Origin of the sequence: Jiangella anatolica, assembly GCF_003236295.1 — a bacterium.
GTDB lineage: Bacteria > Actinomycetota > Actinomycetes > Jiangellales > Jiangellaceae > Jiangella > Jiangella anatolica.
Genome location: NZ_POTW01000005.1, coordinates 87271 through 110572, shown reverse-complemented (window position 1 = coordinate 110572; position 23302 = coordinate 87271). Strand labels below are relative to the sequence as shown.

The 23302-nt window shown below is 74.9% G+C and carries 22 protein-coding genes and 1 pseudogene; 17 read left to right on the top strand and 6 right to left on the bottom strand.

Annotated features, from left to right (window positions below; all coding sequences use genetic code 11):
* Positions 1-2: 2 nt before the first annotated feature.
* The 7 genes from C1I92_RS03460 (at position 3) to C1I92_RS03430 (ending at position 5488) form a co-directional block, all read left to right on the top strand.
* A complete protein-coding gene (locus tag C1I92_RS03460) occupies positions 3-677 on the top strand; it encodes a riboflavin synthase (RefSeq protein ID WP_111253267.1) in 675 nt (224 codons plus the stop codon).
* Entirely contained in the window at positions 674-1936 is a 1263-nt protein-coding gene (locus tag C1I92_RS03455; RefSeq protein ID WP_111253266.1) for a bifunctional 3,4-dihydroxy-2-butanone-4-phosphate synthase/GTP cyclohydrolase II, read from the top strand. The genes C1I92_RS03460 and C1I92_RS03455 overlap by 4 nt, the downstream gene beginning before the upstream one ends.
* Positions 1933-2409 (top strand): 6,7-dimethyl-8-ribityllumazine synthase, encoded by a 477-nt coding sequence (gene ribH, locus C1I92_RS03450; RefSeq protein WP_111253265.1) that lies wholly within the window; start codon positions 1933-1935, stop codon positions 2407-2409. The genes C1I92_RS03455 and ribH overlap by 4 nt, the downstream gene beginning before the upstream one ends.
* Positions 2410-2548: 139 nt before the next feature.
* Complete coding sequence (locus tag C1I92_RS03445; protein ID WP_111253264.1) at positions 2549-2812, top strand: phosphoribosyl-ATP diphosphatase; 264 nt, start codon at positions 2549-2551, stop codon at positions 2810-2812.
* A 1-nt stretch (position 2813) separates the two neighbouring features.
* Positions 2814-3665 carry an ATP phosphoribosyltransferase gene (gene hisG / locus C1I92_RS03440; protein ID WP_111253263.1) on the top strand — a complete coding sequence of 284 codons (852 nt, stop codon included), beginning with the start codon at positions 2814-2816 and terminating at the stop codon, positions 3663-3665.
* A 69-nt stretch (positions 3666-3734) separates the two neighbouring features.
* Complete coding sequence (locus tag C1I92_RS03435; protein WP_111253262.1) at positions 3735-4256, top strand: SigE family RNA polymerase sigma factor; 522 nt, start codon at positions 3735-3737, stop codon at positions 4254-4256.
* Positions 4256-5488, top strand: coding sequence for a hypothetical protein (locus C1I92_RS03430; RefSeq protein ID WP_111253261.1), 1233 nt, complete (start codon positions 4256-4258; stop codon positions 5486-5488). The genes C1I92_RS03435 and C1I92_RS03430 overlap by 1 nt, the downstream gene beginning before the upstream one ends.
* Before the next feature lie 6 nt (positions 5489-5494).
* Here C1I92_RS03430 and C1I92_RS03425 read toward each other — a convergent pair whose 3' ends face one another.
* From C1I92_RS03425 to C1I92_RS03415, 3 genes are read right to left on the bottom strand one after another with little or no spacing between them, the layout of a single operon-like run.
* Positions 5495-6325, bottom strand: coding sequence for an MOSC domain-containing protein (locus tag C1I92_RS03425; protein ID WP_199520913.1), 831 nt, complete (start codon positions 6323-6325; stop codon positions 5495-5497).
* 32 nt (positions 6326-6357) lie between these two features.
* A complete protein-coding gene (locus C1I92_RS03420) occupies positions 6358-6945 on the bottom strand; it encodes a uridine kinase family protein (RefSeq protein WP_111253260.1) in 588 nt (195 codons plus the stop codon).
* A complete protein-coding gene (locus C1I92_RS03415; RefSeq protein WP_438940518.1) occupies positions 6945-8201 on the bottom strand; it encodes an amino acid deaminase/aldolase in 1257 nt (418 codons plus the stop codon). Before C1I92_RS03415 ends, C1I92_RS03420 begins: the two co-directional genes overlap by 1 nt.
* Positions 8202-8330: 129 nt before the next feature.
* On the opposite strand from C1I92_RS03415, the gene C1I92_RS03410 reads away from it, so the two are divergent.
* Positions 8331-8840, top strand: a complete 510-nt coding sequence (locus C1I92_RS03410) for a SixA phosphatase family protein (protein ID WP_111253259.1) — start codon at positions 8331-8333, stop codon at positions 8838-8840.
* A gap of 11 nt (positions 8841-8851) precedes the next feature.
* Here the strand turns inward: C1I92_RS03410 and serB are convergent, their stop codons facing one another.
* Together serB and C1I92_RS03400 are read right to left on the bottom strand one after the other, a co-directional pair.
* Positions 8852-10081, bottom strand: a complete 1230-nt coding sequence (gene serB / locus C1I92_RS03405; RefSeq protein WP_111253258.1) for a phosphoserine phosphatase SerB — start codon at positions 10079-10081, stop codon at positions 8852-8854.
* A gap of 14 nt (positions 10082-10095) precedes the next feature.
* Positions 10096-10851, bottom strand: a complete 756-nt coding sequence (locus C1I92_RS03400) for an Rv1486c family protein (protein ID WP_111253257.1) — start codon at positions 10849-10851, stop codon at positions 10096-10098.
* A 103-nt stretch (positions 10852-10954) separates the two neighbouring features.
* Between C1I92_RS03400 and C1I92_RS35845 the strand changes: the two are divergent.
* The 9 genes and pseudogenes from C1I92_RS35845 to C1I92_RS03355 all read left to right on the top strand — a co-directional run.
* A pseudogene (locus tag C1I92_RS35845) lies at positions 10955-11479 on the top strand (ABC transporter ATP-binding protein); the annotation flags it as partial.
* 297 nt (positions 11480-11776) lie between these two features.
* The gene (locus C1I92_RS03390; protein ID WP_111253255.1) at positions 11777-12244 is read left to right on the top strand and encodes an NfeD family protein; all 468 of its coding nucleotides are present in this window, start codon (positions 11777-11779) and stop codon (positions 12242-12244) included.
* A gap of 67 nt (positions 12245-12311) precedes the next feature.
* A complete protein-coding gene (locus tag C1I92_RS03385) occupies positions 12312-13580 on the top strand; it encodes an SPFH domain-containing protein (protein WP_111253254.1) in 1269 nt (422 codons plus the stop codon).
* The gene (locus C1I92_RS03380; protein WP_111253253.1) at positions 13577-14329 is read left to right on the top strand and encodes a sulfite exporter TauE/SafE family protein; all 753 of its coding nucleotides are present in this window, start codon (positions 13577-13579) and stop codon (positions 14327-14329) included. Before C1I92_RS03385 ends, C1I92_RS03380 begins: the two co-directional genes overlap by 4 nt.
* Positions 14326-15129, top strand: a complete 804-nt coding sequence (locus tag C1I92_RS03375; protein ID WP_111253252.1) for a TrmH family RNA methyltransferase — start codon at positions 14326-14328, stop codon at positions 15127-15129. Before C1I92_RS03380 ends, C1I92_RS03375 begins: the two co-directional genes overlap by 4 nt.
* A gap of 53 nt (positions 15130-15182) precedes the next feature.
* Positions 15183-18233: a hypothetical protein gene (locus C1I92_RS03370; protein WP_111253251.1), complete on the top strand. Its 3051-nt coding sequence runs from the start codon at positions 15183-15185 to the stop codon at positions 18231-18233.
* Positions 18230-20932 (top strand): FtsX-like permease family protein, encoded by a 2703-nt coding sequence (locus C1I92_RS03365; protein WP_111253250.1) that lies wholly within the window; start codon positions 18230-18232, stop codon positions 20930-20932. Before C1I92_RS03370 ends, C1I92_RS03365 begins: the two co-directional genes overlap by 4 nt.
* Positions 20929-21819, top strand: coding sequence for an ABC transporter ATP-binding protein (locus C1I92_RS03360; protein WP_111253249.1), 891 nt, complete (start codon positions 20929-20931; stop codon positions 21817-21819). Before C1I92_RS03365 ends, C1I92_RS03360 begins: the two co-directional genes overlap by 4 nt.
* Positions 21816-22511 carry an ABC transporter ATP-binding protein gene (locus C1I92_RS03355; protein ID WP_199520912.1) on the top strand — a complete coding sequence of 232 codons (696 nt, stop codon included), beginning with the start codon at positions 21816-21818 and terminating at the stop codon, positions 22509-22511. The genes C1I92_RS03360 and C1I92_RS03355 overlap by 4 nt, the downstream gene beginning before the upstream one ends.
* On the opposite strand, the gene C1I92_RS03350 is transcribed toward C1I92_RS03355, so the two are convergent.
* Positions 22441-23265 (bottom strand): PhzF family phenazine biosynthesis protein, encoded by an 825-nt coding sequence (locus C1I92_RS03350; protein ID WP_111253247.1) that lies wholly within the window; start codon positions 23263-23265, stop codon positions 22441-22443. The two genes, C1I92_RS03355 and C1I92_RS03350, sit on opposite strands and share 71 nt — an antisense overlap.
* Positions 23266-23302 lie beyond the last annotated feature (37 nt).

Here is a 23302-nt window from a genome sequence, read left to right as displayed (position 1 = left end):
CAATGTTCACCGGGATCATCGAGGAACTTGGGGTGCTGGTCCGAACGGAGGGAGACGCCGACGACGGGCGGCTCACCGTCCGCGGCCCGAAGGTCGCCGAGGACGCGGTGCACGGCGCATCGATCGCCGTCGACGGCGTGTGCCTGACCGTCACCGACATCGACGGCGACACGTTCACCGTCGACGTCATGCGCGAGACGTTCGACCGCACCACGCTGGCGAAGCTGACCAGCGGCGACGCGGTCAACCTGGAGCGGGCGGTGCGTGCCAGCGACCGGCTCGGCGGCCACATCGTCCAGGGCCACGTCGACGGCGTCGGCACGGTCGTCGCGCGCACGCCGGGCAGCCGCTGGGAGGTCGTCCGCGTCGAGGCGCCGCGCGACCTGCTGCGCTACGTCGCCGAGAAGGGATCGATCGCCGTCGACGGGGTGTCGCTGACGGTGTCCGGCCTCGGCGACGACTGGTTCGAGGTGAGCCTGATCCCGACCACCCTGGAGCTGACGACGCTCGGCCGCCGCCAGCCCGGCGACGGCGTGAACCTCGAGGTCGACGTCGTCGCGAAGTACGTCGAGCGCCTCCTGACGGGCGGAACGAGCGGAACAGCCGGCACGGACGGAACGGACGGCGTCCCGGCGCCGGGTGGAACGGCCGAGAACACGACAGAGGTGGACGCATGACCGTGCAACTGGACACCGTCGAGCGGGCGATCGCCGACATCGCGGCCGGCAAGGCGGTCGTGGTAGTCGACGACGAGGACAGGGAGAACGAGGGCGACCTGATCTTCGCCGCCGCCAAGGCCACGCCGGAGCTGATGGGCTTCACGATCCGGTACACGTCGGGTGTCATCTGCGTCCCGATGCTGGGCAGCGAGCTGGACCGGCTCGACCTCCCGCCGATGACCGTCGTCAACGAGGACCGCAAGGGCACCGCGTTCGCCGTCTCCGTCGACGCGCGGCACGGCATCACGACCGGCATCTCGGCGGCCGAGCGCGCCCACACCGCTCGGGTCCTGGCCGACTCCGCGACGGAGGCGTACGAGCTCAGCCGGCCCGGCCACGTGTTCCCGCTGCGGGCCCGCGAGGGCGGCGTGCTCACCCGCCCCGGGCACACCGAGGCCGCCGTCGACCTCGCCCGGCTGGCCGGCCTGTCGCCGGCGGGCGTGCTCTGCGAGATCATTCATGACGACGGCTCGATGATGCGGGCGCCGGCGCTGCGCGAGTTCGCCGACGCGCACGGCCTGGCGATGATCTCGATCGCCGACCTCATCCGCTACCGCCGCCGCACCGAGCGGCAGATCGAGCGGGTCGCGACGACGCGGCTGCCGACGGGTCACGGCACGTTCACGGCGCACGCCTACCGCGACGTCCTCGACGGGAGCGAGCACGTCGCGCTCGTCATGGGCGACGTCGGAGGCGACGCCGTCGGCGACGACGCCGTGCTGGTCAGACTGCACTCGGAGTGCCTGACCGGCGACGCGTTCGGCTCGCTGCGCTGCGACTGCGGCCCCCAGCTGCGGGCGGCGATGGACCTGGTCGCCGGCGCCGGCCGCGGCGTCGTCGTGTACCTGCGTGGGCACGAGGGCCGCGGCATCGGGCTGGCGCACAAGCTGCAGGCGTACGAGCTGCAGGACGGCGGGCTGGACACCGTCGACGCCAACCTCGAGCTGGGGCTGCCGGCCGACGCCCGCGACTACGGGACCGGCGCGCAGATCCTCGCCGACCTCGGCGTGCGCACGATCGCGCTGATGACGAACAACCCGGCCAAGCTCACCGGCGTCGAGGGATACGGCCTCAAGCTGGCCGAACGGGTCGCGCTGCCGGTCGCCGTCACCCCCGAGAACCTGCGGTACCTGACGACGAAGCGGGACCGCATGGGCCATGAGCTCGACAATCTGCCAGGCTCGGAGACCCCAGAACGAGAGGACACCGGACGATGAGTGGTCAGGGCGCGCCCGAGTTGCAGGTGGGCAAGGTGGGCGACCTCCGGGTCGCGGTCGTCGCGTCGCTGTGGCATCAGCAGGTGATGGACGGGCTGATCGCCGGGGCGCAGCGCGCGCTCGACGAGGCCGGCGTCGAGGACCCGCTGATCCTGCGGGTGCCGGGCTCGTTCGAGTTGCCGGTCGTCGCGGCGCGGCTGGCCCGGGCCAACTACGAGGCCGTCGTCGCCCTCGGCGTCGTCGTCCGGGGCGAGACGCCGCACTTCGACTACGTCTGCCAGGCAGCGACCGAGGGGCTGACGCGGGTCGCGGTCGACACCGGCGTCCCGATCGGCTTTGGCGTCCTGACCTGCGACGACGAGGAGCAGGCGCTGGCCCGAGCCGGGCTGCCGGGGTCCAAGGAGGACAAGGGCTACGAGGCGACGCAGGCGGCGCTGGCCACGGTCGTGGCGCTGAAGGGCTGCTACGCCTAGGGGCGGCTGAGAGCCTTGGCCGCGGGGCGGCTGAGGGTACGGACGCGGGGCGGCTGAGAGCCCGGCGGCGGGGCGCCGCGTGTCCGGCTCGTGAACCTCGTCGCCATCGGGCGGCGCAGTGTCCGTACCCTTGTGCGACGTGAAGAGTTTCGATGACCTGTGGGTCGAGCTGTCGGCGAAGGTGGAGTCCGGTGCGGCCGGCTCCGGCACGGTCGAGGCGGTCCGGCACGGGGTCCATCACGTCGGCAAGAAGGTCGTGGAGGAGGCCGCCGAGGCCTGGATGGCGGCCGAGCACGAGAGCGCCGAACGAGCGGCCGAGGAGATCTCGCAGCTGCTCTACCACGTGCAGGTGCTCATGCTCGCCCGCGGCATCAGCCTCGCCGACGTCTACGAAAGGCTCTGACATGACTCTTCGCATCGCCGTGCCCAACAAGGGCTCGCTGGCCGGTCCGGCCGCCGAGATGATGCGCGAGGCCGGCTACCGGCAGCGCTCCGACGGCGGCCGCGAGCTGGTGCTGCGCGACCCCGACAACGACGTCGAGTTCTTCTACCTGCGCCCGCGCGACATCGCCGTCTACGTCGGCGCCGGCACCGTCGACGCCGGCATCACGGGCCGCGACCTGCTGCTGGACTCCGGCGCGTCGGCGCAGGAACTGCTGTCGCTCGGCTTCGGCGGCTCGACGTTCCACTTCGCGGCGCGGCCTGGCACCGCGGAGAAGGTGTCCGACTTCGGCGGCCTGCGCGTCGCCACGTCGTACGCCGGACTGCTCCGCGACTACCTGGCCGAGCGCGGCGTCGACGCCACCGTCGTCCGGCTGGACGGGGCGGTCGAGACCGCGGTCCAGCTCGGCGTCGCCGACGTCATCGCCGACGTCGTCGAGACCGGCACGACGCTGCGGCAGGCCGGCCTGGAGATCGTCGGCGAGCCGATCCTGCGCTCGGAGGCCGTGCTCATCGCCCGCGCCGAGAGCGACCGGCCGCCCGCCATCGACCTGCTGCTGCGCCGCCTCAACGGCGTCATGGTCGCCCGCGGCTACGTGATGATGGACTACGACATCCGCGCCGACCGGGTCGACGAGGCCAGCGCGCTCACCCCCGGCCTGGAGTCGCCGACGGTGTCGCCGCTGCACCGCGAGGGCTGGGTCGCCGTCCGGGCGATGGTCCCGCGGGCCGACGCGCAGCGCGTCATGGACGACCTGTGGGCGGTCGGCGCCCGGGCGATCCTCGTCACCGAGATCCTCGCCTGCCGCATCTGAGTGCAACCCGATCCGCCGCCCGTACCGTCTACGGAGTGAGTAGTTCGACGTGACCACGAAGGCGGGTCCATGCCGGCGATCGACGAGGCGGCGTACGGCGAGTACGTGGCAGCGCGCCGGCGCGCCCTGTTGCGCACCGCCTATCTGCTGACCGGTGACTGGCACGCGGCGGAGGACCTGGTCCAGGAGACCCTGACCAAGCTCTACGTCTCCTGGCGCCGGGTCCTGCGCCGCGACGATCTCGACGGGTACGCGCGCAAGACGATGCTGCACGCCTACATCGACAGCACGCGCCGGCCGTGGCGCCGCGAGCATGCCGTCGACGTCGTCCCCGACGGCGGCGGCTCGGGCGACCCGGCCGACGGGTCCGATCCGCGCGCCCGGCACCGGCTGCTGACGGCGCTGGCGGCGGTCCCGGCGGGGCAACGGGCCGTCCTGGTGCTGCGGTTCTGGGAGGACCTCTCGGTGGAGCAGGTCGCCGGACTACTCGGCTGCAGCGCCGGCACCGTGAAGAGCCAGTCCGCGCGTGGCCTGGACAAGCTGCGCGACCTGCTCGGCACGAACGAGTTCGCACTGGTCGAGGAGGGCTGATGGTCGACTCCGATCTCAAGGACCTGTTCCGGGACGTCCTCACCGACGAGCCGCCGATCACGGCGTCGATCCAGGAGGACCTCGCGCGCGGGCGGGCGCGGCGCACCCGCCGTCGTCAGCGCCGCCTCACGGTCACCGGGGCGGCGCTCGCCGCGGCCGGCACGACGGCGCTCTTGGTCCCAGCCCTCGTGGACGACGATCCGGTGCCGGCCGCGTCCGACGAGGTCTGGCCGTACTCGACCTCGGCTTCGTCCGACGTGGCGTCCGTCGTGCCGCAGTTCGGAGGGCCGATGCCGAGCTCGGCGGACGCCGGACCGGAAAGTGACGCCACCGCCGACCCGCTCGAACGGGTGGTCTGGGCGGCCGTGCGGTCGGCCCTGCCCGCCGACCTCAGCCCGACCGAGCCCGGCTTCGCTGTTCAGGGCCTCGGCGAGGGCTACGGGCTGTCCTTCACCGCAGTCCGCGGCGAGGCCGTGTTCACCGTCGACGTCGTCGTGCAAGCCGCGCCGCCGGAGCTCGGTGTGTTCCGGCCGTGCACCGAGCCCGCGCAGACCCCCGACGCCGTGGACCTCTGGTCCGCCTGCAGTCAGGGCTGGGATGACGAGGACCGCTGGCGGGTCGTCGGCCATGCCGGCGACGTCACGGGGGTGGCCGTCGCGGAGGGCGGCAGCGCCGCCGTCACGGTGGTGTGGTCGACGCTGATCGACCATCGTCCGAGCGACCAGAAGGACCTGGCCGGCACGTTCTCGCCCGAGGAGGCGAACGCCATCGCCGAGGCCGCCTGGCGGGCCGGGTCGCGATACGACGCCGACGAGCTCGTCGTCGGCACCGGACCCGGCTGGGACGTCGACGCGGTTCGGCGGGACTTCCAGGGGATCGAGGCGATTCTCGAGGCCGCGGCCGGGCCGGTCGAGGAACTGTCGGCCGACACGAGTCGCGACCACGTCGCCGCGACCTACGCGACCCAGGCCGGCAACGTCACCGTCACCATGTGGGCCAGCAGCGAGCGCTATTACGCGGGTCTGTGCTGGATCCTGACCGCTTGCGAGCAGTGGCCGGGCAGCATCGACTACTTCGCCGCACTGGACGACAGCGCGCCTTCGATGGGTTCCACCGCGGTGGCGATCGGGCGGCAGCTCCAGGTGGCGATCGACACCACCGGTACGAACGGGTTCGTGGACTTTGTCATGCCGATCACGGCAGCGCTCGGCATGACATCGGCCCAGGAGTGACCGAGGTCAGCCGGCGGTGACCTCGACCTCGTCGCCGACGGCGATGCGGCCGGTGCCGTCGGGGACGAGGTTCATGCCGAACCAGACCTGACCGTCCCAGCGACGGTGCCGGGCCAGCGTGCGCAGCGGCTCCTTGCCGCGCACCTGCGTGTCCGGGTCGACCGTCGTCAGGACACAGCGGCCGCACAGCATGACGGCGCGGAAGGGGACCTCGCCGATGCGCAGGCGGCACCACGTGTCCTCGGCGAACGGCACGGCGCCGTCGACGACGACGCTGGGGCGGAACCGGCGCATCGGCAGCGGCGCCGCCGGCGGCTCCTCGCCGCGCAGCAGCGCCTCCTCGACGACCCAGTCGTTGAGCCGATCCAGCGACCCGGTGCTGGTGACGAGCAGCGGGAACGCGTCGGCGAAGGTGACGCGGTCGGCGGGCAGGCCGTAGGCGGGATTGACCGGGCGCCGGGTGGGGTCGTCGAGCCAGACGAGGCGGACGTCTTCGTCGAGCAGCTTGCCGAACCAGGCGTCGGCGGCCGCGCTGGGGTGGACGGCGTCGAGGGTGTTCTTCCAGATCTGCACCGGGACGTACTGGCGGGACTCGGCGGCGTCGACGTCCATGGCGGCGGCGTGCGGGCCCTCGAGCCGGATCCGGCCACGGCCCAGCGGCGTCACCGTCACGCCCAGCAGCGCCGGCCGCACGCGCGCCGTGACGACGTACCCGGACTCGTCGACCACCATCCAGCGGCGGTCGTCGGCCAGCCCCCACGGCTCCACAGCGGCGTCGGTCAGCGCCATGCCACGGGTGGACTTGACGGGGTAGATGTTCAGCTCGACGACGCGCACGCGACCAACGCTAACCGACGAACCGCCCCGGCTCAGAGCCGGAACTCGGCGACGACCTCGCGCGCCGGGTCGTGCGGGACGGCCGGCGCGGTGTCGATGCGCACGTCTGCCCGCTCCCGGGTCCGCTCGGCGGCGAACAACGCGTCCTCCTGACGGGCCCAGCGCGACCAGTGCGGCCGGAACCCGTCGCCGTCGCGCTCGAAGCCGCGGGCCTGACGCACGTCGTGCGGCGCCTCCACCCACAGCAGCAGCGACAGGTACGGCGCGCCGGGCGTCGACCCGCTGCCGCACCCCTCGACGATGACGACCGGCGCCGGCGCGACGTCGACCCAGCCGGCCCAGCGCGACGCGGCCCAGTCCCAGCGCCGGTACCGCGCCGGCCGGCCGGCGGCCAGCGGCGCCAGCACCTCCGGTGCGACGGCGACGGCGGCGGCCGCGAGCCCGTCCCAGCCGGGGTAGAGATCGTCCATGTGCACGACCGGCGCGTCGCCCAGCAACGCCGCCAGGCGTCCCGCCAGCGTCGTCTTGCCCGAGCCGGCCGGCCCATCGACGGCGACGAGCACGGGAGACCGCAGCCCGCGGATCCGCGCCGCCAGCTCCTCGTAACTGACGACCGGCACTAGAGGAACGTCTTGCCGTCCCCGCGATAGGTCGCGATCGTGTCGACCAGGCGCTCGCCGCGGACCAGGTAGTACTGGTCGAACCGCTCGGACAGCTCGCCGGCCTTGGCGTGCCGGAACCAGACGCGGTCGCCGATCGCGAGGTCGTCGGCGGGGGAGCCCAGCAGCGGCGTCTGCGCCTCGCCGGCGCCCTCGTCCTTGTCCAGCGTCAGGCCCTCGGGCAGCCACGGCACCGGCAGCCGGTCGTCGCCGGCCGCGCCGCTGGCGATGTAGCCGCCGCCGGCGACGGTGACGATGCCAGGACCCGGCCGGCGCACGACCGGGACCGCGAAGAACGCCGCCGGGCGCGGTGAGAAGCTCGTGTAGCCGTCGAACAGCCGCGGCGCCAGCAGCCCGGACCCGGCCGCCACCTCGGTGATCGACAGGTCGGACACGGTCCGCTCGATCGAGCCGCTGCCGCCGCCGTTGACGAACTCCAGGTCGGCCAGCTTGCGGACCGCCTCGACGGCCGCGACGCGTCGTTCGGACAGCTCGGCCCAGGACCGCTTCTGCATCGAGCGCACCATCCGGCCGCGCCAGCCGCGCCCGGGCGGTGCGTCCTGCACGCCGGCGATCTGCGACTCGTAGCCCAGGATGCCGACCAGCCGGAACCCCGGCCGCGACTGCACCGCGTGCGCCAGCCGGACGATGTCGTCGACGGAGTGCAGCGGCGACCGCTTCGCGCCGACCCGCAGCCGACCGCCCAGCGGCTGCCAGGACAGATCCAGCTCCAGGCAGACCCGGATCTCCACCCGCCCGTCCGCCGGCGCGACCGCGTCGACGAGGTCGAGCTGCGCGACGTCGTCGACCATGACCGTGATGGCGGCGGCCAGCTCGTCGTCGCCGGCCAGCCGGGCCAGCCCGCGGCGGTCGGCGGTGGGGTAGCCGACGACGACGTCGGAGCTCAGCTCGGTGCCCACGAGCCAGAGCGCCTCAGACAGCGTCAGCGCCAGCACGCCGTGGAAGCCGTCGCGGCCCAGCACGTCGCGCAGCAGCGCCCGGCTGCGCAGCGACTTGCTGGCGACCCGGATCGGCTTGCCGGCCGCGCGCCGGACGAGATCGGTGGCGTTGGCGTCCCACGCGTCCATGTCGATGGCGGCCAGTGGCGCCTCGAATCCGGCCGTGGCCGTGTTGAGCCGATGCCGCAGGTCGGCCCGCGAGCTGGCGACCGGCGGCGCCGGGTCCGGGGTGGCGGGCGGCGGCGGGACGTCGGGCACGGTGGCGTCGGCTTCGGGCACGGTGATCTCCACAGCGAATCCTTACCAGATCGGGACGATCGTGGCTATGCCCGCCAACGCGGGCGACCCCATCCTGCCGCAGGGTACTGGAGCGCCTAGGCTGCCGGGATGGCGAGGACCCTCGTGCTCATCCGGCACGCCAAGGCCGAGCAGCCGGACGACCGCGACGACCACGGCCGCGCCCTGGCCGGCCAGGGCCGCCGCGACGCGCCGGCGATCGGCCGCTGGCTGCACGCGCAGGACGTGACGCTGCAGGTGGCGGTCGTGTCGAGCGCCGACCGGACGCGGCAGACGTACCGGCTGCTGGCCGCGGAGCTGCCCGGCGCCCCCGACCCGGTCGTCTCCGACGACGTGTACTACGCGTCCGCGGGCGATCTGCTGGAGATCGTCCGGGCACTGCCGCCGGAGGCGTTGTCCGCGGCGATCGTCGGTCACAACCCGGGCATCGGCATGCTGGCCAACGCGCTCGACGACGGCGCATCGGAGGTCGCGGAGACGGCGCGCATGCGGGCCGGCTTCCCGACGGCCTCGGTGGCGGTGTTCGCCGTCGACGGCGACTGGGCGACGGTCGACCCCGGCGCCGTCCGGCTGACCGGCTACGCCGTCGCCCGCGGCTAGGGCCCCGGTCCTCAGCGGACGGGTGGGGCGGGGGTGGGTGTCCCGTCGGCGGCGTCGGCGGCCTCGATGTCGTCGCGGCTGATGCCGAGCAGGTAGAGGATCGCGTCGAGGTACGGGACGTTGACGGCGGTGTCGGCGGCGCTGCGCACGACCGGCTTGGCGTTGAACGCGACGCCGAGACCGGCGGCGGCGATCATGTCCAGGTCGTTGGCGCCGTCGCCGACGGCGATGGTCTGCGACAGCGGGATGCCCTCGGCCGCGGCGAACCGGGCCAGCGCGGCCGCCTTGCCGGCGCGGTCCAGGATCGGCCCGACCAGCCCGCCGGTCAGCACGCCGTCGGCGATCTCCAGCGTGTTGGCGGCCGCGTAGTCGATGCCCAGCTCGTCCGCGAGTGGGTCGGTGATCTGCGTGAACCCGCCGCTGACGATCGCGCACCGGTAGTCCAGCCGCTTGAGCGTCCGGATCAGCGTCCGCGCGCCCGGCGTCAGCTGCACCGCGTCGCGCACCTCGGCGACGGCGGACGCGGGCAGCCCGGCGAGCAGCCGGACCCGCTCGCGCAGCGACGCCGCGAAGTCCAGCTCGCCCTGCATGGCGCGCGTGGTGACGGAGGCGACCTGGTCGAGCACGCCGGCCTTCTCCGCCAGCATCTCGATCACCTCGCCCTGCACGAGCGTGGAGTCGACGTCCATGACGACCAGCCGCTTGGCCCGGCGCAGCAGCCCGGACGGCTGGACGGCGACGTCGGCGCCCTCGGCCAGCGCGACGGCGGCGAGGTCGGCCTTGAGCCGGCCGGGGTCGGCGCCGGACACCTCGAACTCGATCGAGGTGACGGGGTAGGAGGCCAGTCGCACGATGCGGTCGATGTTGGCGCCGGCCTTCGCGACGGCGTCGGTGAGGGCGGCGACGGCGCCGGGGCGCAGCGGGTGCCCGAGGACGGTGATGTGCGCGCGTCCCGGCGGACGTCGGCGGTCGCCGTGTCCGGGCGCCAGCTCGACGTCGACGCCGAGCTGCTCGCCCAGCGTCACCAGCGCGGGGCGGAACGCGACCTCGTCGAACGCCGGGGCCGGGTTGAGCAGCACCGCCAGCACCAGCCTGCCGCGGACGGTGACCTGCTCGACGTCGAGGACCTCGACGTCGAAGGCGGACAGTGCCGTGAACAGCTGTGCGGTCAGGCCCGGCCGGTCGCGCCCGGTGAGGGTGACCAGCAGGGTGGTGGCGGGGGGTTCCGGTGGCAGGCTCATCGCAAGCCGAAACGCTACCGCGTGGCCAGCGCGTTGCACGCGGCGGCCAGCGCGGACCGGGAGGCCCGCTCCAGCGGCGTCAGCGCCTCGCGCCGCGACGCCGCCGCGGCCGCCGTCACCGCGCCGCCGTCGTCGCCGAGCGCGAACCGGACGACGGCGAGCAGCCGCGCCGACCGTGCCGCGACGGCCTGAGCCTGCGGCGGGAACGCGCGGGGGAGCGGGTCGGACTCGCGGTTGGTGCGGATGTCCTCGAGCAGCGCCTCGACCTCCGGCCGCCACGACGGCACGTCCAGGTCGGTGAGGATCGAGCCGGCCGCCAGCAGCGACGCCGTCAGCTCGCGGTCCGCGTCGGCCAGCGCCGGGCCCGGCGGCGCGGGCGCGGCCGGACGGACCATCCATGTCACCAGATGGCCCTGGTCGCCGGGCGGGCCGAACGTGCGCACGTCGGGCACCAGCGCGTACGGCGCGCCGGCGGCGAGCACCGCCTCGCCGGCGTCGATCGCGTCACCGTTGAGGTCGGCCGGGCCACCCAGGCCCCTGGGGTCGCCGGGCGCGGGCAGCGCGACCAGGAACGACGTGGCACCGGCGTCGCGCAGCGCCCGCAGCGCCTCGGACAGCCCAGTCGCGGTGGCCGATCCGGGCACGTCGACGGCGTCGTGCGGCTCGTCGTCGGCGCGGACCCGGGCGACCACGTCGTCGAGGCTCGCCTCGCTGCGCAGCCAGGCCGTGCCCCACGCCGCGAGGCGGGCGGAACGGGGGAGGGTGACCATACGCCAGAGCCTACGGCCCGCCCGCTAGAGTCGTGCGGGGGTTCCGGGGCGCGCGCCGCCATCGCCTCCGTCAGCCGTTCGTCGAGGGGAGCCGGTCCACGCGATGTCCGATGTGCTCGAACTTGCCGACGTCACGCTCGTGCGCTCGGGGAACCGGCTGCTCGACGAGGTCACCTGGTCCGTCGCCGAGGGGCAGCGCTGGGTGATGCTCGGGCCCAACGGCGCCGGCAAGACGACGCTGCTGCAGATCGCCGCCGCGCAGCTGCACCCGACCAGCGGCTACGCGGCCGTGCTTGGCGAGCTCATGGGCGCGGTCGACGTGTTCGAGCTGCGCCCGCGCATCGGCATCACCAGCGCCGCGCTGGCCGAGCGGATCCCGCGGCAGGAGTCGGTGCTCGACGTCGTGCGCACGGCCGCCTACGGCGTCGTCGGCCGCTGGCGCGAGTCCTACGAGAACCTCGACGACGACCGCGCCCGCTGGCTGCTGGGCCGCATGAGCATCGAGCACCTCGCCGGCCGCACGTTCGGCACGCTGTCCGAGGGCGAGCGCAAGCGCACCCAACTGGCCCGCGCGCTGATGGCCGACCCGGAGCTGCTGCTGCTCGACGAGCCCACCGCCGGCCTGGACCTCGGCGGCCGCGAGACGCTGGTCGCGACGCTCGGCGAGATCGCCGCCGACCCGGCCTCGCCGGCCACCGTCCTGGTGACCCACCACGTCGAGGAGATCCCGCCCGGCTTCACCCACGCGCTGCTGCTGTCGGGCGGCCGCGTGGTGGCCGCCGGGCCGATCGCCGAGACGCTCACCGACGAGCACCTGAGCACCGCGTTCGGGCTGCCGCTGCGGATCCGGCACGAGGACGGACGGTGGTCCGCGCGCGCCGTCTCGGCGCAGCGCGAGAGCGTCTCCGCACCATAGACTGAGACCATGCAGGACTTCCTGGACTGGCTCGGCGACCACGCCTGGGCCGCCTGGCTGGGGCTGGCGTTCGTCCTGGGCATCGTCGAGACCACCACGGTCGACCTGATCTTCCTCATGCTGGCCGGTGGCGCCGCGGCCGGCGCACTGGCGTCGCTGGTGGGTGTCGACGCGCTGTGGCTGCAGATCCTCGTCGCGGTCGTCGTCAGCGTCGCACTGCTGGGGTTCGTCAGGCCGGTGGCCAAGCGGCACCTGCGCAGCGCCGGCAGCACCCGCACCGGCGCCGCCGCGCTGGTCGGCCGCAAGGGCGTCGTCGTCGAGACGGTCGACGCCGATCGGGGGCTGATCAAGCTGGCCGGCGAGATCTGGACCGCCCGCTGCTACGACGGAACCTCGGTCATCGAGGCCGGTCGCGACGTCGACGTCATCGAGATCCAGGGGGCGACGGCGCTCGTGTTCGAGGCCGACCCGCGCTAGCCGTGCGCACTGATAGGTTGGCCGCGCGACTCGCCTGACCCACGGAAAACCGCAGCGGAAGGTCGTTATGGAAGCCGGTCAGATCTTCATCCTCCTCGTCGTCATCCTGCTGGCCATCTTCGTGCTGGTGACGCTGGCCAAGTCGGTACGCATCGTGCCGCAGGCGCGGGCCGGCATCGTCGAGCGGCTGGGCCGCTACCAGCGCACCCTCGACCCGGGCCTGACCGTCGTCGTGCCGTTCATCGACCGCGTGCTGCCGCTGCTGGACCTGCGCGAGCAGGTCGTGTCGTTCCCGCCGCAGCCGGTGATCACCCAGGACAACCTGGTCGTGTCCATCGACACCGTCATCTACTACCAGGTGAACGACCCGAAGGCGGCGACCTACGAGATCGCCAACTACATCCAGGGCATCGAGCAGCTCACCGTCACCACGCTGCGTAACGTCATCGGCGGCATGGACCTGGAGCGCACTCTGACCAGCCGCGAGGAGATCAACAACGCGCTGCGCGGCGTCCTCGACGACGCGACCGGCAAGTGGGGCATCCGGGTGAACCGGGTCGAGCTGAAGGCGATCGACCCGCCGCCCTCGATCCAGGACTCCATGGAGAAGCAGATGCGCGCCGACCGCGACAAGCGCGCGGCGATCCTCAACGCCGAGGGTGTGCGACAGTCGCAGATCCTCACCGCCGAGGGCCAGAAGCAGTCGGCGATCCTCACCGCCGAGGGCGACAAGCAGTCGACCGTCCTGCGGGCCGAGGCGGACAAGCAGGCGCAGATCCTGCGCGCCGACGGCGAGGCGAAGGCCATCGGCGCCGTCTTCGACGCGATCCACCGCGGCAACCCGGACCACAAGCTGCTGGCCTACCAGTACCTGCAGATGATGCCCGAGATCGCCAAGGGCGACTCCAACAAGGTCTGGATCGTGCCGAGCGAGTTCAGCAAGGCGCTGGAGGGCCTCGGCCAGGCCGTCGGCCGGTTCGGCGCGGGCCTGGCGCCGGGCGCGATCCCGTCCGACGACAGCGCCGCCGAGGAGATCGAGGCCGCCGCGGCCGAGGCCACCGCCGAGAGCGAGGCCGCCGCCGCTGCCGCGGCCGAGGAGGTCCGGCGGGCGCTGGCGGCGGCCGAGGTCGCTTCTGACCCGTCGCGGTCGATGCCGTCCGAGGTGGACACCGGCGAGCCCGGCCCGGCGGAGGACGAGGCGGCACGAGACGCCATGGACGAGGCGGCGACGGGTGACCTGCCGGCGATCGGCCGCGACCTGACCGCCGAGCCCGACTCCGGCGACGGCCGGCGGTCCGGCCCGCCGCCCGCGCCGCCGGCCCCGCCGGCGGGGTGAGCCTGCTCGACGTCGTCGCGATCGTCGCGGCGGGCTTCGCCGCGGGCGCGATCAACGTCGTCGTCGGGTCCGGGACGATGATCACGTTCCCGACGCTGCTGGCGCTGGGCTACCCGCCGGTGGTGGCGAACGTGTCCAACACGGTCGGGCTGGTGCCGGGCTCGCTCCTGGGCGCCTGGGGCTACCGCGAGGAGCTGCGCGGCCAGCGCGCCCGGGTGCTCCGGTTCGGGCTGGCCGCAGTGGTCGGCGGCACCGGCGGCGCGGTGCTGCTGCTGGCGCTGCCGCCGGGCGCGTTCGAGGCGATCGTGCCGGTGCTGATCGTGCTGGCCTGCGTGCTGGTGGCGGCGCAGCCGTGGATCTCGCGGCGGCTCAAGGAGCGCCCGCCCGGACGCGAGCACGGCGGCCCGGTCGTGTGGCTGCTGATCCTGCTCACCGCGGTCTACGGCGGCTACTTCGGCGCCGCGCAGGGCGTGCTGCTGCTCGCCGTCCTGGGGCTGTCGCTCTCGGACTCGCTGCAGCGGCTGAACGCGGTCAAGAACGTGCAGGCCGGGCTGGTCAACCTGGTCGCCGGGCTGGTGTTCGTGGTGGTCGGCGACGTCGACTGGGCGGCGGCCGGGCTGATCGCGCTGGGCGCCGCGGCCGGCGGGCTGGTCGGCGCGCGGATCGGGCGGCGGCTCTCGCCGCTGGTGCTGCGCGTGGTCGTCGTCGTGGTCGGCGTGACGGCGGTCGTCGTGCTGGTGCTGCGATGAACGTGGTCGAGGTCGCCGGCGTCGACGACCCCCGGCTGGCCGACTACGTCGCGCTGCGCGACGTGCAGCTGCGCACGTCGCTGGAGGCCGAGCACGGGCTGTTCCTCGCCGAGGGGGAGAAGGTGGTGCGCCGGGCGGTCGCGGCGGGCTACCGGCCGCGCTCGTTCCTGATGGCGCCGCGCTGGCTGGACGCGCTGGCCGACGTGCTCGACGCGGCCGGGGACGTCCCCGTCTACGTGGCGCCGGAGCCGGTCATCGAGGGCGTCACCGGCTTCCACGTGCACCGCGGCGCGCTCGCGTCGTTGCACCGGCGGCCGCTGCCGCCGGTCGCCGACGTGCTGCGCCCGGCCCGCCGCGTCGTCGTGCTGGAGGACCTCGTCGACCACACGAACGTCGGCGCGATCTTCCGCTGCGCGGCCGGGCTGGGCTGGGACGCCGTCCTGCTCGGACCGCGCTGCGCCGACCCGCTGTACCGGCGCGCCGTCAAGGTCTCGATGGGCACCGTCTTCTCCGTCCCGTACACCCGGGTCGACGAGTGGTACGACGTGCCCGGCGCGCTGGCGGCGGCCGGCTTCCGGACGCTGGCGCTCACCCCCGCCGACGACGCCGTCGACCTCGCGGACGTGGAGACGGCCGAGCGGACGGCGCTGCTGATCGGCGGCGAGGGGCACGGGCTGTCGGCGCGCTGGATGGCGGCCGCGGACCGGCGCGTGCGGATCCCGATGCAGGCCGGCGTCGACAGTCTCAATGTGGCCGCGGCTACGGCCGTAGCCTGTTATGCCCTGGGTTCTCCCCGGTAGTCTGTGGCGATCATGCGTGGGGGTCACGGTTACCGATACGGCTGGTACAGGTGATGCGGGTCAAGCGCGCTCGTGCCCATGCCGCCGTCGTCGCGACGGTGGCCGCCTGGGTGTTCGTGGTCGCCGCCGTCACCACCGGCCTGATCGGCTACCTGGTCGTGGCCAGCCAGGACGGCGTCCGTGAGGCGCTGCGCGACGCGCCGCCGGCGCAGGCCGCCGTCCAGGCCGTCACCCGGCTCGGCGCCGACCCCGCCGATCAGGACGCCGCCGTCCGCGCGGCCGTCGACGACCGGTCCGGCGGCGCGCCGCTGGCGGTCCACCGCAGCCTGGCCGGCGGCGAGGACGCCCTGACGGTGCCCGGCAGCGACGAGGACGCCCGCGGCGTCCTCGTCGCCTACGAGGACCTGGAGCAACACGCCGAGCTGGCCAGCGGCGAGTGGCCGGAGCCGATCTCGGCGGCCGCCGTCGGCGACACGGAGACCGCGCTGCACGCCACCGCCGCCGAGGCGCTCGGCCTGACGGTGGGCGACGAGATCACCGTCGGCGAGGTCCGGGTGGTGGTCACCGGCACCTGGCTGCCGGCCGACCCGGCCGACCCGTTCTGGTTCGGCGAGCCGCTGGAGGTGACCGGCGTCGACGGCTCGGCGTACGGGCCGTTCGTCGTCACCGAGGACTCGCTGACCGCCGTCGAGGCGTCTCCGCGGGCCCGCTGGCGGATCACCCCGCTGGCCGACGAGATCACGCCCGGGCAGGTCGACGGGCTGGCCGCCGCGCTGCCCGGGCTGCCCGGCGCGCTGGAGGACGACCGCATCGACGTCAACGGCGTCGCGATCAGCGGCGACCTGGCCGCGACCGCCGCCGCGCTGGACGCCGACGTCGACCGCGGCGCCAGCGTCTCGGCGGTGCCGCTGGTCGTGCTGGTGGCCGTCGCCGTCGTGGCCGGCGCGCAGGTGGCCCGGCTGCTCGGCGTCGTCCGGGAGATCGAGACCACGCTGCTGCGCTCGCGCGGGCTGTCCGCCGCGCAGCTCGTGTGGTGGTCGGTGCTGGAGTCGGTGGCGGTCGTGCTGCCGGCCGCGACGCTCGGCGCCGCGGCGACGGTGCTCGCGCTGCGGGCGGGCGGCGGGCCGGAGGTCGGCGCCGGGGTGGCCGCCTGGTGCGCCGCCGGTGTCGCCGCGGGCACCCTCGCGCTGCTGGTCACCGGCGCCGTCGCGACCGCGCGCCGCCGGGTCGAGGACACCGTCGCGTTCACCAGCCGCCGCGCGACCGGCGCGATCGGCTGGACCTTCGCCGCGGTCGCGTTGATCGCCGCCGCGGTCGCGATCTGGCAGCTGCGCCGCTACGGCTCGGGCTCCGGAGCCTCCGACAGCAGCAGCGCGGACCTTCTTGCTACTCCTGGACCGGCGCTGGCGCTGCTGGCCTGCGCGGCGATCGCGCTGCTCGCCGTCCCGTTCCCGCTCGCGCTGGCCGAGAAGGCGCTGGCCGGGCGGCGCCGGCTCGGACTGCTGCTGCCGGCCTGGCAGGTGACCCGGCGGCTGCCGGTGTACGCGTCGGTGGTCGTGCTGGTGGTGGTGACGGCGGGCGCCGGCGTGCTCGCGGCGTCCTACTCGGCCACCTGGACCGGCCTGCAGGAGGATCTCGCCGACGTCCGCTCCGGCGCCGACGTCCGGGTGACGTTCGACCGCGCCGGGCCGCTCACGGCGGCCCGCCCGGCCGAGTCGGCCACGCCGTTCGGGCAGGTCGGCGGCGCGGGCGAGGCCGTCGGTGTGCTGTCCGCCGGCGCCCGGATCGGTGACGAGAGCGCGGCGCTGCTGGCGATGCCGGCCGCCGGCCTGGGCACGGTCGTCGAGACCCGCGACGACGTGTTCCCGGCCGCCCGGGTGGCCGCCGACGTCACGCCGGAGCAGGCCCCGCTGATCGGCCTGGAGCTGCCCGAGGGCAGCGAGCGGCTGGAGGTCGACACGACCGGCGTCGCCGCGGCGACGCTGCTGCTCGCCGACGTCGACGGCGTGCTGGCCCAGGCCGTCGTCGAGAACGGCGTCGCGGCCGTTCCGGCCGGCTTCGGCACGCTCGTGGCCGCCGATCTCACCCTCGCGGCGACCGGTGCGAGTGAGGTCGCCGTGACGGAGCTGCGCGCGGCCGGCGCGTCCGGTCCCGCCACCGTCGTGCCGCTGGACGGCGCCGGGCCGTGGGCGCCGCAGGTCGAGGCCAGCTACCGGATCGACGAGGCCGAGCCCGGCACGGTGTCGCCGCTGTCGGCCGCGACCGTCGCGTTCCAGCCCGGCGGCAAGGTCCGCGTGACGCCGCAGGCCGTGACGGACCAGCCGGTACCCGTCGTCGCCTCGCAGGCCGCGATGGACCGGTTCGGCCTGCGCACCGGCGACCCGGTCACCATGCACCTCGTCGGCAGCCGGGTCGATCTCCTGGTCACCGGCACGGTGCCGGTCGTGCCCGGCGTCGCCGACCCGGTCGCGTTCGTCGCCGACCTGCCGAGCATCACGTCGACGCTGCTGCGCACCGCCGACCTGCCGCAGCGCATCAGCGAGGTGTGGCTTCGCGCCGACGGTGGCACCGCGGACCTGGCGGCGGCGGCCGAGGCGGCCGGGCTGACCGGCGCGGCGCAGCTGACCGACCGCGAGACGGTCCGGTCCGAGCTGCTCGACCACGGCCTCGCCCGGCATGTCGTGCCCGCGTTCTGGTCGGTGGCCGCCGCGGCCGTCGTGCTGACGGCGATCGGCGCGGTCGCGTCTGCGGCGACGCTGCGACGGCAGCGCCGCGGCGAGCTGGCCGTGCTGCGGGTCGTCGGCGTGGCGCCGTCGGAGCAGGCCCGGTCGCGGCGGATCGAGCAGGCCGGGATGGGAGTGCTGGCGATGGTGGCGGGCGCGGCGGGCGGGCTGCTGGTGGCGGCGCTGACGGTGACGGTGCTGGCCCGGGCCGCGACGTCCGGGGTGCCGGAGGCGCTGGACCCGGTCGCCGGCGCCAGCCTCGGCGCGCTGGCGCTGTTCGGCGTCGTCCTGACGGCGGTCGTCGCCGCCGTCGCGCTGCTACAGGCGTCGCGAGCGGGGCACGACGCGGCCGTCGCGATGCCCGGGGAGGAGCGGCGATGAGCGCGCGACCGGGACTGCGACTGGGCACCGGCCGGCTGTTCCGCCGGCAGTTCCTCGCCGACCGCGTCGCCGCGCTGGTCGTCATGGGCGTCGTGTTCGTGCTCGCGCTGGTGGCCGCCGCACTGCCACGACTGGCCGAGCAGGTGTTCACCGACGACCTGCACACGGTGATGGAGCGGACGCCGCCGGCGCTGCGCGACGTCACCGCGGTGGTCGCGGAGCCGCCGCCGAGCGCCGTCGGCGACGACGTCTGGGCGCCGTTCGACCGGAGCCTCGCCCGGGTCCGCGACGAGGCGCCGGGGATCCGGGACGCGACCGGGCCGGGCCGGTTCGTCGTCACCGCGCCGCCGGTGCAGATCGAGGGGCGCGCGGTGGAGGCCAGCACGTTCCTGCTGCCGACCGCCGACCCGTACTGGGCCGAGACGGCCCGCGTGGTCGAGGGCGAGGCGCCCGCCCCGGCGACGGAGCCGCCGGCGCCGGGCGAGCCGGCCGTCGTCGACGTCATGGTGTCCCGGTCGGCCGCGGAGCAGTTCGGCTGGGCCGTCGGCGAGGTCATCGAGTCCGAGCTGCCGGTCGGCCCGGAGATCACCGTGTCGGCGCTGTCGTACCGGCTGTCCGGCGTGTTCGAGCCGCTGGACCCCGGCGCACCGGCGTGGGCGCACCACACCGGCGCGCCGGAGCCGGCGGTCTTCGACGACTGGAACCTCGGCCGGACCCTGACCGCCGCCGCGTACGTCGAGCCGAACTCGTGGAACGTGCTGGCGCCGACGCTCGGGTCGCCGATGAGCACCCGGCTGTGGTACCCGGTCGACGTGTCGTCCGCTCGGGCCGCGGACACCGAGCGGGTGCGCGACGCGCTGAGCCGGTTCGTCGCGGCGGCGCCGGCGTTCGCCGGCGCGCCCGGCGGCCCGCCGCTCACCCCCATCCTCGCCACCGACTCGACCGACGTGCTGGACCAGGTGTCGCAGCGCCACGACACCGCGCGGGCCGTGATGGCCGTCGTCGCGGCCGGCCCGCTGGGCGTCGCGCTGGCGGTGCTGGCGCTGGCCGCCCGGCTCATGATCGAGCGGCGCCGGTCCGCGCTGGCACTGATCGGCGCGCGCGGCGCCTCGCCGCTGCAACTGCGGCTGCTGATGGTCGTGGAGGGGCTGTTGCTCGGCCTGCCGGCCGCCGCACTGGCGACGGTGCTGACCGGGCGCTTCACCGACGGCGTCGGCGGGACGGCCGGGCTGGTGCTGCCGCTGCTGGTCGGGCTCGCCCCGGCCGTGCTGCTGCCGCTGGCGGCGCGGCCTCGAGGTCTGCGGGTCGTGCGCCGAGACCTCGGCCTGGGCCGGTCGTCGCGGGCCCGCAAGCTGTTCGAAGGACTGGCGGTCGGCGCGGCCGTCGCCGCTGCTGCCACGCTCAACGCCCGCGGGCTGGACGCCGGCGGCGCCGGTGTCGACCCGCTCACCGCCGCGACCCCGCCGCTGCTCGCGCTGGCCGCCAGCGTCCTGGTGATGCGGTTGTACCCGCGGCCGATGGCGACGCTGGGCCGGGTGCTCGGCGGCCGCCGCGGCACCGTCGCCTACCTCGGCACCGCACGGGCCGTCCGCGACCCGGTCGCCGGGTTCGTCCCGATGCTCGCGCTGGTCGTCGGTATGTCGATCGCCGCGTTCTCCACCGTCGTCTGGGCCACCACCGAGCGGGGGATCGAGCAGACCGCGTGGCAGCAGGTCGGCGCCGACGTCCGGATCGCCGGTGCGCCGCTGACCGAGGCCGAGCTGGCCGCCGTCGCGGAGCTGCCCGGCGTCGAGGCCGTCGCGCCGCTCGTCGACCCGGGCCCGACGCTGCTCGAGGTCGGCGCCGTCGACAGCCAGATCCCGCTGTACGTCGTCGACGTCGCCGCTCTGAACGCGGTGCGGGCCGGCGGGTCGGCCCTGGACCCGCTGCCGGCCGGGCTGACCGAGCCGGGCCCGGACGGCGCGATCCCGCTACTGGTGGCCGACGGCCTGGTCGAGGAGGGCGCGACCGGGCGGCTGGCGCTGAGCGAGCGGCTGGACGCCGTCGTCGCCGGCACCGCGGGCGCGGTCCCCGGGCTCACCGTCGGCAGCCAGTGGATGCTGGCCGACCGCGGCGTGCTCGAGGACGCCGGCGTGACGATGATCCCGCCGCGGCTCGTGTTCGTCGACCTCGCCTCCGGTGGCAGCGCGTCGGCTGTCGCGGCCGAGGTGGGCGACCGGATCGTGACGACGCCGGAGTCGGCGACCGCCGCGCTGCGCGGCCCGGTGAACGACGGGACCGCGCGGGCCATCGTCGGCGCGATCGCGCTGACCGGCCTGTTGTGCGCCGCCGCCGTGGTGCTCACCATGGTGGTGGGCGCGCCGTCGCGCGGACGGCTGCTGTCGCAGCTGCGCACGCTGGGGCTGTCCGGGCGGCAGAGCGAGGGCCTGGTCGTCTGGGAGGCCGCGCCGGTGGCGGCGGTGTCGCTGGTCACCGGGCTGGCCTTGGGCGTGGCGCTGCCCTGGGCGGTGCTCTCCGGCATCGACCTGCGCTCGCTGACCGGTGGCGGGGAGCAACCGGCGGTGCACCTGCCGGTCGGCCTGCTCGGCGTCGTGATGCTCGTGTTCGTGCTGGTGGTCGGCGTGGCGGTGGTGGTGTCGGTGCTGACGGGACGGCGGCTGTCGCCGGCGGGGATCCTACGGATAGGTGACGAGACATGACCGTTGCTGTGGACGAGCGGCGCGACATCGTGTGCGAGGACCTCGTGCGCATCTACACCGCCGAGGGTGTCGAGGTGCAGGCGCTGCAGGGGCTCAACCTGCGGGTCGACGCCGGCGAGGTGGTCGCCGTCGTCGGCGCGTCCGGGTCGGGCAAGTCGACGCTGCTCAACATCCTGTCCGGGCTGGACACCCCGACCGCCGGCGTGGCGAAGGTGGCCGGTCACGACATGCTGACGATGAAGGGCCGCGAGCGGGTCCGCTACCAGCGGCACACCGTCGGCTTCGTGTGGCAGCAGACGTCGCGCAACCTGCTGCCGTACCTCACCGCCGCCGAGAACGTCGCCGTCCCGGCCGCGATCGCCGGCCGTCGCTCCCGTGCGGAGCGGGTGGAGCTGCTGCTCGAGGCGATGGGCGTCGCCCACTGCGGCGACCGCCGGCCCGGCGAGATGTCCGGCGGCGAGCAGCAGCGGGTCGCGATCGCGGTCGCGCTGGTCAACGAGCCGCGGGTGCTGCTGGCCGACGAGCCCACCGGTGAACTGGACGAGGCGACGTCGGCGGACGTGTTCGAGGCGATCCGGCACGCGAACACCGAGTTCGGCGTGACGGTGCTGGTGGTGACGCACGACCAGACCGTCGCCGGGCACGTCGGCCGGACGGTGCAGATCCGCGACGGCCGCACGGCGACGGAGATCCTGCGCCGCACCGAGCTGGACGAGCACGGCCAGGAGCAGCACATCGCCGAGGAGTTCGCCGTGCTGGACCGGGCCGGTCGGCTGCAGCTGCCCGACGACTTCGTGGGCGCGCTGCGGCTGGAGGACCGGGTCCGGCTGGCGCTGGAGCCGGACCACATCGGCGTGTGGCCGGACGAACGGGAGGGTCGCGAGTGAGTGGGAACCACGCCGTCCGGGCGGTCGCCGTCAGCCGGGTGTTCGGCGGCGGCGCGCGCGAGGTGCACGCCGTCAACGCCGTCGACCTGCGCGCCGACCCGGGCGAGCTGCTGGTGGTGAAGGGTCCGTCGGGGTCGGGGAAGACGACGCTGCTGAACATGCTCGGCGCGCTGGACCGGCCGACGAGCGGCCAGGTGTTCGTCGGCGACCTCGAGGTGTCGTCGATGAGCGAGAAGCAACTGGTCCCCGTCCGCCGGCACCAGATCGGCTACGTGTTCCAGTCGTTCGGGCTGATCCCCATCCTCACCGCCGCCGAGAACGTCGAGATCCCGCTGCGGCTGCAGGAGCTGGACCCGGTCGCGCGGGCGGCCCGGGTGGCCGAGCTGCTGGCGCTGGTCGGGCTGGACGGGCACGCCGAGCAGCGTCCGTACGAGCTGTCCGGCGGGCAGCAGCAGCGGGTCGGCATCGCCCGCGCGCTGGCGGGGGACCCGGAGGTGCTGATCGCCGACGAGCCGACCGCGCAGCTGGACACCCGCACCGGCGCCTCGGTGATGACGCTCATCCACGACCTCGTCCGCCGCCGCGGCATGACGGCGATCGTCGCGACCCACGATCCCGCGCTCATGGAGCAGGCCGACCGCACCGTCGAGCTCCGCGACGGCCGGGTGGTCGACGCCGCGGCCGCGGCCTGAGGCCGTCAGAGCTGCCGCGTCCGACGACGGCTGCGGTGCCGCCGAGGCGCACCGCGCCGCCCGGCTGGACCGTCGCGGTGACGGTGGCCGGCCGCCCGAGCGCGTCGCCCAGATCCGCCGTCACGCGCCGGCCGAGGTGGGCGGCGAGGCAGGCCGTGCTGTTGGCGTTCGCGACGTCCTCTGGGACGCCGATCGACGGTGCGAACATGCGGGCGGCGACCCGGCCGTCGTCGTCCGGCGCCGAGTGGACGTAGCAGCCCAGCAGGCCGTGGCGGTCGCAGGCGGCCCGGAGCCGGTCGAGATCCGGGTTCAGCGCGGCGACGGCGGCGCGGGTGCTGAGCGGGACCAGCAGCCGCGGCCGTCCGGCCGACGCCACGACGGCGCCGTCCATGAACGTCTCCGGCGCGGCGCCCAGGGCCGCGGCGACGTCCTGGTGCTCGGCCGGCGCGGGGTCGCGGAGCGTGACGGGCCCGGGGTCGAACTCCGCCGTGACCAGCGAGCCGGTCCGAACCGCCCGACCGGCGAACGTGCGCCCGGCTGCTGTCAGGGCGACGTCGAGGTCGGTGCCACTCCGGCCGGCCAGCACGGCGAGCGCCGCCAGCGTGCCGTGGCCACAGGCGGGCAGTTCGCCGGCCGAGGTGAAGAAGCGCAGCCGCACCGGGTCGGCGTCGGCGATGAAGACCGCGTGCGACGTGCCGGCCAGCACCGGGACGCGGCGCCGGTCGGCGTCGGGCAGCGGGCCGTCGTCCAGCACCGCCGTCGGGCTGCCGCCGTGGCCGTCACGCAGGCAG